Raw genomic sequence first — 12,244 nt, 5'->3', positions numbered from 1 at the left:
GTCAACTTACCCGATCTACCAGCACCGACTCAGGAAAATGCCATGGCAGTACCCGAGGTCGTCGCTACCGTGACCGTGACTTCGCGGTCGAGCAGCAAACAGCGCGGTCGCGACGTTCCGGCACCGTTCGCATTCGATCAGTGCGGACCTGCACCCGGGCCGCACCTCGGCCCCGCGAGATGTCCTACCGAGTTGGCGGGGCTACCGGGGTCCTGGTCGCAGCGATCTGCTGATCATCGCCGTGCCGCAGTGCGGGGGAGTTGACGCTTGCCGCCGAGCACCTCGGCGATAAGCGCGTCATAGCCGAGGCGGATTTCTTCGAGGCGACTGCGAGCTCGGCGTGCCCGCGTATCGTGCGCCGGCAGCGCGCGGGTGGCGTGTTCGGCCTGCACGAGCCGCTCCGCGAGTCGGTCGACGACCGGCCCGAGTCCTTCGGTGTGCATGGTCGGACCGGTGTGCGCGGTCGGCACGTTTCGGCTCACCCACAGGTCGATCGCGCTCATCAAAGTGGATCGGTAGGTGTCGATTTCGGCTGTGCGCGTGGGTTCGTCGATGCGGCGGCGGTGCAGGCTGCCCGCGTGACTCGCCGACACCGCGAGTGGGTGGTTGCTCGACCGGTCGTCCTGGATCGCGTCCAGAAGTTCGTCGGCGCTCGGTAGCAGCCCAGGCCTGCCTGCCGCCGTGGCTGTCTGTGGCTGCCGAAACTGTTGTGCGTCATGGATAGTCATCTGTGCTCCGCTCGCGGACGCCGCTCCAACAGGCGTCGCCGTGTATGGATCCGATCCATGCCCTTAGTCGTCGTCCAAATCGGCCGACATGAATGCGGCGGCCGCTAGCCAGCGATCACACGGCAGCGTGTGCTCGGCGGCCAGGATAGCTCGCGCGGTGGGGTCGTTGAGGTCCGGTTCGATGCTGTCCGGCTGACAGCAGCGGTGGCCGGCGGCAATCCGCTTCCCGGCTGCCGGCACGGTTCCGGAGACGGGCTTGCGGGCTGAAATGTGTTGCGGCACAGTGGCTTTCCTGCGCATCTCGTCGTCGGCGATCGGTCTGGTCGTCATCAGCCGATGCCCCTCTCAGAGTTGCGGGGACTGCGAGCGATGACACCCGCCGCCTCGGCGTTCCGTGATATCGTGAATGTGTTAAATGTACCGTGATTATCACGCTTCAGGAAGCGGAGTGGCGATATCGGTGCAGTTGGATATGTTGGGGGCCATGGCTACGCGACTGCGGACCGCACGAAAACTGTTGCTGGGACGCGAGATCGAGCACATGATCAAGACCGCTGGCATCAGCCAGGCCGACGCGGGGAAGATCATCGAGGTAGGTCAGAGCCGAATCAATGGGCTCATCAATGGGATTGGCACGATCTCGGTCGGCGATCTCGAAAAGTTGGCGGGCGGGCTGGGTTTCGGTGACGCACGTTATGTCGACACCTTGCTCGAGCTCAGGCGTGACAATCATCGCCGCGGCTACTGGAGTACCAGCCATCGACGTGCGTACAGCGAAGAGCTACGACTACTTGTCGATCTGGAGGCGCACGCCGATCTGCTACGCACGGCCGAGTCGGAGATCATGCCAGGCCTCGTGCAATGCGAGTCCTACATTCGCGCCCTGCACAAGCCCGAGATCCCCGGTGTGGGCGAGGCCGATGGCATCACTGTCGAGGACTTGGTGCAGGCGCGGATGGCCAGGCAGGAAGTCCTGGTCAAGCGTAATCCGCCCGAGTTCCGCGCGATCCTCTCCGAGTCCTGCCTGCGTCGCGAATACGGTGACCGCAATGTCATGCTCGATCAGCTCGAGCAGCTGCACGAGCTGTCTCGAAGACCGAACATCCTCATCCAGGTGCTGCCGTTCGCGATCCCGACCAACGGCGCGGGCATGGAGGACCGGTACACGCTGATCCGAGTGCCCTCGCCCGGTGCCGCGGGGGACCTCGAGATGGCGATCGACGAACTACAAGGCGACATCCGCTACATCGATGAGAAACCCGCTGTCGCGCGCCGCGAGACCGTGTGGTCGCGGCTGAGCGCCGCCGCACTCAGCGCAGAGGATTCGCGGCAGTTCATGGAACACGTCGCCCGCTCGTTTCGTCGCAAAACAGCCAACCGCTCGTAGCCGCACGAACAGGAGCCCCCATGGCCACCAACGACTTCGAGTCCCGCGAGATCGACCCGCGCGTGCCGTCGGCCGCCCGGCTCTACCACTACTACCTGACCGGCGAACCTGTCTTCGATGCCGACAAGCTGTTCGCCGAGCGGGTCTTCGCGCGCTTCTCCCACCTCGACACCTGGGCGCATCACAACCGTGAGTTCCTCGGGCGTGCTACGCGATTCATGGTCGAGCAGGGTATTCGGCAGTTTCTCGACATCGGCTCCGGCCTGCCGACCGGCGGCAATACCCATGACATCGCCCGCGAGTCGGCTTCCGACGTGCGTGTCGTCTATGTCGACAACGACCTGGAAGCGGTGAACCGCGCCCATGACCTGCTGCTGCAGCAAGACGCGCTCGACGCGACGGCCATCGTCGAAGCCGACCTACGCTACCCAGATCTGATCCTCGATCACCCGGAAACGCGTCGCCTCATCGACTTCGACCGGCCGGTCGGCTTGCTGATCGTGAGCGTCTGGCCCTTCGTGCCGGAGTCCGAACGGCCGCTGGAGCTGATGGCTCGATTGCGCGATCGGCTACCTTCCGGCAGCTACGTGGCCATGACCCATGTGTCGCTGGACGACGCGGGCGCCGAGATCCAGCGGCAGATGGCCTCGGCCGCCGAGTTGTACGACGAAACCTCGGATCCGGTCACGCTACGCAGTCGCGCGCAGTTCGCGGCGCTCTTCGACGGCTTCGAACTGGTCGAGCCCGGCATCGTCTATGCCCCGGACTGGCGACCCGACCTGGCCGTCGATGCCGATCATCCGGCGCGGCCGTGTAATTTCGCCGCCGTCGGCTATACGCCCTAACACGGGGCGGGCAAGGGCTCGTGAGTCCCTGTGCCGCCCCAGCTTTACCCTGTAGAAAGGAACGACAATGGAGCCGACCTTCACTATTGGCGAATTCATCAAGGCCGCGGCCAGTTCACCCAAACAGAACTGCGTCCGCGTCGCCCGCCGGGACGGCTGGACCGCCGTCTGGGACGACAAACTGGCCGACGAGCACACCGCCCTCGACACGACCCTGTCCGGCGAACAGCTGCTGTATTTCACCGATCAGCAGTTCGACGCCTTTCAAGAGGGCCTACGTGCTGGGCGAGCCGACCTGTACTTGACCACGCGGCACGTCGACGGCGTCTACATGTTCAGTGCGGATGCCGCCGCACCGCAGCCGGTCGAAGGCGTGGAGCTGCACTTCAGCGCGGCGGAGGTCGAGGCATTCCGTTCGGGAGTGCTCAATCGGGAATTCGAGCGGACCCGGTTCAGCTGACGCCGCGCCCACGTGTCACTCGGGCGGCCGCGCTGCGGTCGCCCGAGTCGGTGTCGCAACGGCATGTGCGCCGCAGTCTTTGGGAACGCTTCTGCTGCCATTGAGTGAGTTGGGCAATATGCTTCTCGTCATGCCATTGACTGCCAAGCAGCGAGCCACGCTCGGCCTCATCTGCGATACCTTCACACCGGGAGACGGGGCCGAGCTGCCGTCCGCGACGCAGATAGGCGCGGTCGATGTTGTCGAGCAGTTGCTCGAACGCAATCCGAGTGCGGCCGACGGGAAGGCCTTCGACCTGCTGCTGAACGCCTGGGATTCCCGGACGTTCGGTCTGCTCACCGGCCGCGGCGCGCGCCGCTTCTCCTCGTTGACTCCGCGGGATCGTGAGCGGGCACTGCTCGGCCTTGGCAACTCCCGCGTCGCTCGTAAGCGCGCGTTGTTCCAGGCGCTGAAATCCGCGGCAGTCACGGCCTACTACGTGGCCTCCGGGCCGACGGGCATCCATCCCGTCTGGGAGCGAATGGGATTCACGCCGCCGCCGGGCCCGCTGCCCGACGCGCCCGCACCGGGATTGCGGCCGGTGCAGCCGACCGAGGACACCACCCTGGATTGCGATGTCGTGGTGATCGGGTCGGGCGCGGGCGGCGGGACCGCGGCCGGGGTGCTGGCCGCGGCCGGGCTGGCAGTGGTGGTCGTCGAACGCGGCGGCTATTACGACGACGCGAATTTCGGTTCCGGTGAGCTCGACGGATTGCTGCGTTTGTACGCTCCCGGCCCGGCCACTACCGCCGAGGGGCAACTCGGCCTCGTGGCAGGCACCTGCCTCGGCGGCGGCACCGTTGTCAACTGGACCACGTCGTTCCGCACACCCGATTCGGTGCGCGACGAATGGGCGAGCCTGGGCGCCAAGCAGTTCGCGGCCGACGAGTTCACCGAGGCGCTGGACGCGGTGGAGCGCAGGATCTCGGTGAATCGCGACCATTCCGCCATCTCCGCCCGCGACGCTGTGCTCGAGCGCGGTGCGACCGAGCTCGGATGGCATATCGATGCGATGCCGCGCAATGTCCGCAATTGTGATGCTGGAATCGAGTGCGGTCGTTGTGGGTTCGGCTGCCGGATCGGCGCCAAACAATCTGTCGCGAAGACGTGGCTGGCCGATGCCGCCGAACACGGCGCGCGGATCCTGGTAGGCACCGACGTGCGAAAGATCGTGGTGGACAATGGTTCCGCGGCCGGTGTCGAAGCCGTCACCGCCGACGGAAAGTCGATCAGCATCAGATCCCGCGCTGTTGTCGTTGCCGCGGGCGCGATTCAGACACCTGCGCTGCTGCGCAGATCCGGCATCACCGGCAAGAATATCGGCCGATACCTGCGGTTGCACCCGGCCACCGCGGTGTTCGGGACGTTCGACGAAGAGATACGGCCGTGGGAAGGCGGCATGCAGACTCGCTACTCGACGCAGCATGCCGACCTGGACGGCGCGGGTTACGGTGTCATCTACGAGACCGGGCCCATGACACCGGCCATGTCGGTGGGTTTCATGAATTGGAGTGGCGGCGCTCAGCATCGCGATTCCATGCTGAATCTCGCGCACACCGTCGCGGTGGGGGTCATCACGCGCGACCGTGACCATGGCCAGGTGTCGACCGATCGCGATGGCGAAGCGGTGGTGCGGTACCGGTTGTCGGATTACGACAAGAAACACATGCACGCCGGAATCGAGGGCGCGGCAAGGATTCTCGAAGCCGCGGGAGCGCGGCGAATCTCCTCGGGACATCAGGCGGGGCCCGCGTACGAGCCGGGTGTGCACGGTTCCTACGATGAATTCGTGGCCAAGTGCCGCAGCGTGGGCTATGACCCCGGTCGGTGCGCGATGGGCGCGCTGCACATCATGGGCTCGGCCAGGATGGGTGGATCCCCGGTGGATTCGGCCACCGACCCGGATGGTGTGGTGTGGGGTTACTCGAATCTCGTTGTCGCGGACGGGTCCTGCTTTCCCACCGCGTCCGGCGTGAATCCGATGGTGTCGATCGAAGCCATCGCCTACATGAACGCCACCCGGCTCGCTGCTCGCTTGCGCTAACGGAGCGGCTCGGGCTCCCGCGCCGCCCTCGCATCGAAATCCTCACGTGCGGTGAGGATTTCGGTGTGGTGCTGCTCCGACCACATGCCCATGGCGTGGCTGAGTTCGCCGAGGCTGGCGCCGAGTTCGGTGAGCGAATACTCCACTCGGGGCGGGACTGTCGGGTACACGTCGCGGCGGACGAGGCCGTCACGTTCCAGACCGCGCAAGGTCTTGGTGAGCATCTTCTGGGTAATGCCGTCGAGACGGCGACGCAGGTCGTTGAACCGCACGGGGGCCTCGCTCTCGCGCAGGACGCCGAGCACCAGTAATACCCATTTGTCCGCGAGGACGCTCAGCACGTCCCGCGCCGGGCAGTGCCGGAGGTAGCTTTCGACCAGGTTCGGGGACGGGTCCCAGTCCCAGGCAGTATCCATTTGGGTACCTCGGTATCGGAAAGGTGCCTTCTTCCCAATTGATACTAGACTGCCTGAGAATCATGGGCATGCTGGCAATCACACAGAAGACGTACGGCGGTCCCGAAGTTCTCGAGGCGGTGGAGGTCGATAGGCCTCGGCCAGGGGCCGGTGAGGTGCTGGTCCGGGTGGCCGCGACCGCGGTGAACGCGGCGGACTGGAAGGTGCGGTCGGGGTTGATCCGCGAACTCGGAGATCCACCGTTCACTCTGGGCTTCGATGTGTCCGGAGTCGTCGAAGAGCTCGGTCCGGGCGCGACGCGATTCCAGCCCGGCGCCGAGGTGCACGGCATGGTGTTCAGCAGATTCGGCGCGTACGCCGAATATGTTGTCGCACAGGAGGTTGCTCTTGCCGCCAAACCGCCGACCCTCGATCACGTGCACGCGGCCGCATTGCCGACCGGCGCGCTGACGGCCTGGCAGGCCCTCGCGGATCTGCGCCCAGGCGAACGGGTGCTCGTGCACGCGGCTGCGGGCGGCGTCGGCCATCTTGCGGTACAGATAGCCAAAGCTCGCGGCGCGCATGTGGCCGGCACCGCCCGAGGCGTCAACCATGAATTCCTCCGCGGCATCGGGGCAGACGAGCTGATCGACTACACGACAACCGATTTCGCCACCGCAGTGCGGAACATCGATGTAGTTCTCGATCTCGTCGGCGGGGAATACGGCTCACGCTCGCTGCCGGTCCTGGCTCCTGGCGGTCGCCTCATCGATGCGCAGGGCAACGACGCCGAAGCCGACCCTCGGTATCGCCGCCACTATGTCGTGCCGTCGGGCTCAGGTCTGGAGGAGATCACCGCTGCTGTCGAACGTGGCGAGCTCCACGTCGAGATAGATCGAGTGATGAGCCTGTCGGAGGCCGCACAAGCTCATCGAATCAGTGAGTCCGGCCGGGTCAGGGGAAAGATCGTCTTGATCCCGTGGAACCCGCCACGCTGAGCATGCTCGCGGGGTCTACGAGCCTCAGTGGTGACGACGAGTTTGCCTGTCGCGCGGTCCGATTCCAGATAGGCGTGCGCTTCGTGGATCTGGTCGAGGGTGAAGACATAGGGGAGGGGAGGGCCTGCGCTATACCCGAGGCGACGGTGTCCAGGAAGCCCTGCAGGATTTCCGCAGGCAGGTCGGCCGCGTCGCCACCGTAGGCGGCGAGCCGGACCCCGCGCGGGAGATAGCCGATGGGATAGAAGTTTTCGACCGTCCACTGATTCGACAGCATGTCAGTGAAGCGGTCGACGCCGTGAAATGCTTGGTGCGCAACGTATCCACCAGGGTCGGCGTGCCGATGAGCTCCAGTGCGGTATCGACGCCGCCGTCGATGAGTTCACGCACCTGCTTCGCGATCTCACCGGTGTCCAGGAGGACGTGATCGACGCCGATGGCCGTCAGCGCTTCAGCCTTGGCCGGATTTATCAGGATCGTCTTCTTGACGGCCACCCTGTCACAATGTTTCGGGCCGGTTCTCGATCGCAACGGACTTCGGACGTCCGACCTCGGCTGTCGAAAGATATTGCGGTGGAACAGGAATCGGTGAAGCGCGCAGGTCGATGCGTTCGGTCCGGGCGATGGGCCACTGTTGTGTACAGGTGAACCGAGCGCGGTTCGGCGGGGGAGACCGGGGTTGGTAGGGGTTTCCCCCGTGCTCGATGGCAGAGCCAAGGGGCTGGGCGAGAGGTGCGCGGCTCTTCGAGTCGAGCGGACATGTGGATGCTTTTCGACGCCATCGACCGGACGCTGGTGTACTCCGGTTCGGCGCGTCACGATCGTCGAGTCGGGAAACTCGCTCGGTCGTATACGATTCGATGGTTTTCGGAACGATCTGGGCAATTCATTCACGGAAGTGGTTGGTACTCACTATCATCCGGAGTCCACTTGATCCGAGAGGTCGAAACCTACTCGCCCGTAAGGGCTGTACCGGTGCTCGTTCGAACACTAGAATTAGAGCTCGGTCTACATAACGCAGTTGGTGACAGGCGCTGGGCCGTTCGGTCCGGTGTAGGAGCTCCATCGAACTGGTTGCACAGCCTTACCGATACGTCATGCCCCATAGATCGCCACCTCAATCCGGATAGCCGGTTCGATTTATCGAGCGGCCCTTCTGTCATCGAATCATGCGTAGCGAACGTGAATCAGTTTCAAATACTGAGCGGCTTGATCCGTTGCAGCACTGGCATCAATGGCCGGCCATAAATGATATGGGAGGGAGGGGGTCTGGATGGCGACGGCGAAGAATTCGGCATCCTTACAGCGCCGAGCCGGGGAAATCCTGGCACGGTCCCGACGGATGTGTGAACCACTACTGCGGGATTCGGTCGAGACACTGCCTGATCCTTTGCGTCTCATGGCCGGCTATCACTTCGGCTGGTGGGACGCGTCGGGGACGCCGACGCGAACCAGGCCAGGGAAGGCGCTACGTCCCGCGCTGACCCTCTGTACAGCAGCGGCGGTAGGCCGCGCGAATGAGCACGCGCTGCACGCCGCGACAGCAGTCGAGCTGGTGCACAATTTCTCCCTGCTGCACGACGACGTGATGGATGTCGACCGACTCCGGCGTGGACGTCCAGCGGTGTGGACGACCTGGGGGATTCCCGACGCGATCCTGCTCGGCGATTCGCTGCACGCCCAGGCCGCCAGATTGTTGGCCACGAGTCTGCCTGCGGCGATGGCAGCCGCGGCGGTCGTCAGGTTGGAAGCGGCGGTGATCGAGATGTGCCGAGGTCAGAACGAAGACTGTGCCTTCGAGGCGAGCTCGCGGATCGATGTGGACGACTACGTGGACATGGCGATGGGCAAAACGGGCGCCTTGATGGGTTGTGCGTGTGCCCTCGGCGCGATGTGCGCGGGCGCTGATGCCGCCACCATCGCGGCGATGGACGAATTCGGGCGGCAACTGGGGCTGGCCTTCCAGTTCGTCGACGACGTGATCGGCATCTGGGGTGATCCGGCACGCACCGGAAAGTCCGCGAATGATCTGGCGCGCCACAAACTGTCGCTGCCTGTCGTCGTCGCGCTTGCCACGCACAATGGCGCGGCGGCTGAGCTGGCCGACGTCTATCGGCGCGACCCGGCCGTGGCCTCTATAGACGTTATCCGCGCGGCTGCTCTCATTGATCGTGTCGGTGCCAGGGAATTGACGCAGCAGCATGCTGACCAACGGGTTCGGGCGGCAATCGACGCGCTGCCGGAAGAAACCTCGGCCGATGATCTGATGGCCTTGGCTCACCTGGTGAAACGTAGAGACCGATAGATAGCCCATGAATTCGTCGACGCCTCTGCATCGAGCAGTGGCGGCGATTTCTATTGTTTCTGAGGGAATTGTCGACATTTCATCGAATTAGCGAAAGGCGCTGGCGAACAACACTATTCCGCACTGTCATCGATACTAGAATGGTCACGTGGTCGCATTCCGCTCTCGGCCACAGGATCATGACAGGCTCCGTGCTCGGGCCATCGAGTGCGGTCGGCCGCCGGTGAAAAACCCACCACAGCGAAAAGGTGCCGCTATGGCTATCGATCCCGAAATGACCGTCACCGACGAGCCCGACGTTTCCCGTAGGCGAGTCGAACAGCTGTCCCCGAGTGCCGCCGCGGCCCGAAATCTGGCCACCACCACGAAGACTCCGCCGCAAATGGCCGGTATCACCTCTCGGTGGCTGCTGCGGCACTTGCCTTGGGTGGAGGTAACCGGCGGCACGTACCGAGTCAACCGCTGCCTCACGGTGCGCACCGGGCGTGGGCGGGTGCCGTTCATCCAGTCCGGCGCCGACCAGGTGCGAGTCGTTCCCGAGTCGCTGACAGAGATTCCCGTGCTACGCGACTTCGATGATCCGGCACTATTGGCGGACTTGGCACAACGCTTCACACCGAGGCACCGTCTGCCCGACGAGTACGAACCCGGGCTCAACGTGCGTTTCATGGGCATCGACGACCGCGCCGTCTTGCAGTATCCGGTCACCGCGTACTACTCGGTGGCGGTCTTGGTCCCTGACGCCATCAGGATTATGGAGCACGTCGACACCGCCGCTGCGAGGGGCTGATGTCGATGTCGAGGCACCGGACAGTATTGCTGGCCGCGCCACGGTCGTTCTGCGCCGGCGTCGAGCGCGCGATCGATACGGTGGAATATCTGCTTGCCGCCCCCGACCGGCACGAACCGGTGTATGTCCGCAAACAGATCGTGCACAACGCGCACGTGGTGAACGATCTCGCCGGCCGCGGCGCGGTGTTCGTCGAAGAGTTGGACGAGGTTCCGCATGGCGCGACAGTGGTGTTCTCCGCGCACGGTGTTTCACCACAGGTTCGCCGGCAAGCTGCGGAGCGTGGGCTGAGGGTCGTCGACGCCACCTGCCCGCTGGTCACCAAGGTCCACACCGAGGCCAAGCGCTTCGCCGCGCGCGGCGACATGATCGTGCTCGTCGGGCACGCCGGGCACGAGGAGGTCGAGGGGACCTTCGGGGAAGCGCCGGAATCGACGGTGATCATCGACAGTCCCGATCATGTTGCCGCGCTGCAGATCCCGGACGGAGCGCCGATCGCCTACCTCACCCAGACCACCTTGTCGGTGGAGGAGACCGAACGCACGGTACGGGCGCTGCACGAACGCTTTCCGCAGCTGCGCGGTCCCAGCAGCGCCGACATCTGCTACGCCAGTACCAATCGGCAGCATGCGGTCGAAGCGATCGCCGGACGCAGCGACCTCGTCCTGGTCGTCGGTTCCACCAATTCGTCCAACTCGCAGCGCATGGTCGAGGTCGCCGAGCGCCACGGTATTCCGGCCTACCTCATCGAAGACGCCGCCGCGATCGACCCGGACTGGCTCACGGCAGCGACGGTGATCGGTCTGTCCGCGGGCGCTTCCGCGCCGCAGCGGCTGGTCGAAGGGGTTATCGATGCCTTGCGCTCGATGGGCCCGGTCACGGTCCGCGAGCATCGCACCGCGGTGGAGGACATCGCCTTCGCGGCCCCGACACCCGTCGGGCGCCGGTCATGACCGCACCAGTGCCCATCGCCGCGGCCTCGTCCGCCGCGATGCTCGGGCCCGGCGCTCTTGCGCACATTCTGGCAGACCTCCACGAAACGGGGACGACACCGTGACCGCATCTGTGCAAGTCGCCGAACCGCTCGATCTGCAGGCCATCCGCGGACAGGTGGATGTCGCTTTGGGGGACTTTCTGCGCGACAAGGCCCGCACCGCCGGGACACTTCGGCTACCCGAGGAGATCACTCGCGCGCTGCACGCCTTCCTGTTTGCGGGAGGCAAGCGGATCCGGCCGCTGCTGTGCGTTCTCGGCTGGTATGCCGCGGGCGGCAGCACGGAGCCGCCCGCGTTCGTCATCAAGGCCGCGGCGTCGCTGGAGATGTTTCACGCCGCCGTCCTGATCCACGACGACATCATCGACAACAGCGATACGCGCCGCGACGGCCCGACCGTCCACCGAGCGTTGGCCGGGCTCTACAACGACCGACCCGATCCGAGCAGGTTCGGCGCGGACGCCGCGATCGTCCTCGGCGATCTCGCGCTGGTCTGGTCGGCCGAACTGCTGAACACCGCTGAGCTGTCGGCCACGCGACTCGCCGCGGCCCGCACGGTCGTCGATGCGATGCGCAGCGACGTGATGTACGGCCAATACCTCGACCTGCTCGCCACCGGCCGGCCTTCGAACGACATCGATCGCGCGTTGCAGATCATCCGTCACAAGACCGTCGCCTATACCTTCGACAGCCCACTGCAGCTCGGCGCCGCGATCGCCGATGCGGGCGCGCGGGTTCATGACGCCCTTACCTGTTATGCCCGACCGCTCGGTGAGGCTTTCCAATTGCAAGACGATCTGCTGGGTGTGTACGGGGACCCCGCACGCACCGGCAAGTCCAATCTCGATGACCTGCGCGACGGCAAACACACTGTCCTGGTGGCGATCGCCCTCGAACACGCCGACGCCGAGCAATCCGCGCGCCTGCGCATCCTGCTCGGCGACCCGGAACTGGACGACCGAGGTGCGGCCATGTGCCGGGACATCGTTGCCGCCACCGCCAAGGAAACCGTCCACCGGATGATCCGGGCACGGTGGGCCGAAGCCAACGGTGTGCTCGACAATGCCCCCTTTCCCGCAGCGGTGATCCAAGCCATGCGCCACATCGCCGATGACGCCATAGTGCGCACCAAATGAAGGGCCGGAGTCATGGCGTATGTGATCACCCGACCGTCCTGCAACGACGCGAGCTGCATCGCCGAATGTCCGGTCGATTGCGTCCGGCCGACATCGGACCAGCCCGAGTTCGCCACCGCCGAA

The 12,244-nt window shown here is 65.0% G+C and carries 13 protein-coding genes; 9 read left to right on the top strand and 4 right to left on the bottom strand.

The window, feature by feature from the left end; translation table 11 throughout:
- Window positions 1-233: 233 nt before the first annotated feature.
- Window positions 234-728, bottom strand: coding sequence for a DUF4254 domain-containing protein (locus ACFU4Z_RS28675; protein ID WP_379068793.1), 495 nt, complete (start codon window positions 726-728; stop codon window positions 234-236).
- Window positions 729-791: 63 nt separating this feature from the next.
- The gene (locus tag ACFU4Z_RS28670) at window positions 792-1,058 is read right to left on the bottom strand and encodes a hypothetical protein (RefSeq protein WP_379068790.1); all 267 of its coding nucleotides are present in this window, start codon (window positions 1,056-1,058) and stop codon (window positions 792-794) included.
- A 154-nt stretch (window positions 1,059-1,212) separates the two neighbouring features.
- Between ACFU4Z_RS28670 and ACFU4Z_RS28665 the strand changes: the two genes are divergently transcribed.
- The 4 genes from ACFU4Z_RS28665 to ACFU4Z_RS28650 all read left to right on the top strand — a co-directional run bounded on the left by ACFU4Z_RS28665 (window position 1,213) and on the right by ACFU4Z_RS28650 (window position 5,503).
- Window positions 1,213-2,115 carry a helix-turn-helix domain-containing protein gene (locus tag ACFU4Z_RS28665; RefSeq protein ID WP_379068787.1) on the top strand — a complete coding sequence of 301 codons (903 nt, stop codon included), beginning with the start codon at window positions 1,213-1,215 and terminating at the stop codon, window positions 2,113-2,115.
- 20 nt (window positions 2,116-2,135) lie between these two features.
- On the top strand, window positions 2,136-2,960 hold the full coding sequence (locus ACFU4Z_RS28660; RefSeq protein ID WP_379068784.1) for an SAM-dependent methyltransferase: 825 nt from the start codon (window positions 2,136-2,138) through the stop codon (window positions 2,958-2,960).
- A gap of 67 nt (window positions 2,961-3,027) precedes the next feature.
- Window positions 3,028-3,420, top strand: a complete 393-nt coding sequence (locus ACFU4Z_RS28655) for a hypothetical protein (RefSeq protein ID WP_379068781.1) — start codon at window positions 3,028-3,030, stop codon at window positions 3,418-3,420.
- Between the two features lie 130 nt (window positions 3,421-3,550).
- Entirely contained in the window at window positions 3,551-5,503 is a 1,953-nt protein-coding gene (locus tag ACFU4Z_RS28650) for a GMC family oxidoreductase N-terminal domain-containing protein (protein ID WP_379068778.1), read from the top strand.
- Here the strand turns inward: ACFU4Z_RS28650 and ACFU4Z_RS28645 are convergent.
- Window positions 5,500-5,919: a winged helix-turn-helix transcriptional regulator gene (locus tag ACFU4Z_RS28645; protein ID WP_379068775.1), complete on the bottom strand. Its 420-nt coding sequence runs from the start codon at window positions 5,917-5,919 to the stop codon at window positions 5,500-5,502. The genes ACFU4Z_RS28650 and ACFU4Z_RS28645 overlap by 4 nt on opposite strands.
- Before the next feature lie 68 nt (window positions 5,920-5,987).
- Here ACFU4Z_RS28645 and ACFU4Z_RS28640 point away from each other — a divergent pair, with 68 nt between their 5' ends.
- Window positions 5,988-6,896 carry an NADP-dependent oxidoreductase gene (locus ACFU4Z_RS28640; protein ID WP_379068772.1) on the top strand — a complete coding sequence of 303 codons (909 nt, stop codon included), beginning with the start codon at window positions 5,988-5,990 and terminating at the stop codon, window positions 6,894-6,896.
- A gap of 129 nt (window positions 6,897-7,025) precedes the next feature.
- On the opposite strand, the gene ACFU4Z_RS28635 is transcribed toward ACFU4Z_RS28640, so the two are convergent.
- Complete coding sequence (locus ACFU4Z_RS28635) at window positions 7,026-7,391, bottom strand: hypothetical protein (RefSeq protein WP_379068769.1); 366 nt, start codon at window positions 7,389-7,391, stop codon at window positions 7,026-7,028.
- 847 nt (window positions 7,392-8,238) lie between these two features.
- On the opposite strand from ACFU4Z_RS28635, the gene ACFU4Z_RS28630 reads away from it, so the two are divergent.
- From ACFU4Z_RS28630 to ACFU4Z_RS28615, 4 genes are all read left to right on the top strand, one after another.
- Window positions 8,239-9,201 carry a polyprenyl synthetase family protein gene (locus tag ACFU4Z_RS28630; protein ID WP_379068766.1) on the top strand — a complete coding sequence of 321 codons (963 nt, stop codon included), beginning with the start codon at window positions 8,239-8,241 and terminating at the stop codon, window positions 9,199-9,201.
- A 256-nt stretch (window positions 9,202-9,457) separates the two neighbouring features.
- Window positions 9,458-9,991, top strand: a complete 534-nt coding sequence (locus ACFU4Z_RS28625) for a hypothetical protein (protein WP_379068763.1) — start codon at window positions 9,458-9,460, stop codon at window positions 9,989-9,991.
- Between the two features lie 5 nt (window positions 9,992-9,996).
- Complete coding sequence (gene ispH, locus ACFU4Z_RS28620; RefSeq protein ID WP_379068760.1) at window positions 9,997-10,944, top strand: 4-hydroxy-3-methylbut-2-enyl diphosphate reductase; 948 nt, start codon at window positions 9,997-9,999, stop codon at window positions 10,942-10,944.
- Between the two features lie 100 nt (window positions 10,945-11,044).
- Entirely contained in the window at window positions 11,045-12,121 is a 1,077-nt protein-coding gene (locus ACFU4Z_RS28615; RefSeq protein WP_379068757.1) for a polyprenyl synthetase family protein, read from the top strand.
- Window positions 12,122-12,244: the final 123 nt, after the last annotated feature.

It is taken from the genome of Nocardia sp. NPDC057440 (assembly GCF_042802915.1).
Classification (GTDB): domain Bacteria; phylum Actinomycetota; class Actinomycetes; order Mycobacteriales; family Mycobacteriaceae; genus Nocardia.
Note: the sequence above shows the minus strand (reverse complement) of the source record. Positions and strands in the feature narration are given on the sequence as shown.

Bases quoted from the DNA above. Each gene is read 5' to 3' on its own strand.
- ACFU4Z_RS28640 (WP_379068772.1), top strand. From the start codon at position 5,988: ATGCTGGCAATCACACAGAAGACGTACGGCGGTCCCGAAGTTCTCGAG.
- ACFU4Z_RS28645 (WP_379068775.1), bottom strand. From the start codon at position 5,919: ATGGATACTGCCTGGGACTGGGACCCGTCCCCGAACCTGGTCGAAAGC.
- ispH (WP_379068760.1), top strand. From the start codon at position 9,997: ATGTCGAGGCACCGGACAGTATTGCTGGCCGCGCCACGGTCGTTCTGC.
- ACFU4Z_RS28630 (WP_379068766.1), top strand. From the start codon at position 8,239: ATGTGTGAACCACTACTGCGGGATTCGGTCGAGACACTGCCTGATCCT.
- ACFU4Z_RS28650 (WP_379068778.1), top strand. From the start codon at position 3,551: ATGCCATTGACTGCCAAGCAGCGAGCCACGCTCGGCCTCATCTGCGAT.
- ACFU4Z_RS28675 (WP_379068793.1), bottom strand. From the start codon at position 728: ATGACTATCCATGACGCACAACAGTTTCGGCAGCCACAGACAGCCACG.
- ACFU4Z_RS28625 (WP_379068763.1), top strand. From the start codon at position 9,458: ATGGCTATCGATCCCGAAATGACCGTCACCGACGAGCCCGACGTTTCC.
- ACFU4Z_RS28660 (WP_379068784.1), top strand. From the start codon at position 2,136: ATGGCCACCAACGACTTCGAGTCCCGCGAGATCGACCCGCGCGTGCCG.
- ACFU4Z_RS28670 (WP_379068790.1), bottom strand. From the start codon at position 1,058: ATGACGACCAGACCGATCGCCGACGACGAGATGCGCAGGAAAGCCACT.
- ACFU4Z_RS28665 (WP_379068787.1), top strand. From the start codon at position 1,213: ATGGCTACGCGACTGCGGACCGCACGAAAACTGTTGCTGGGACGCGAG.
- ACFU4Z_RS28655 (WP_379068781.1), top strand. From the start codon at position 3,028: ATGGAGCCGACCTTCACTATTGGCGAATTCATCAAGGCCGCGGCCAGT.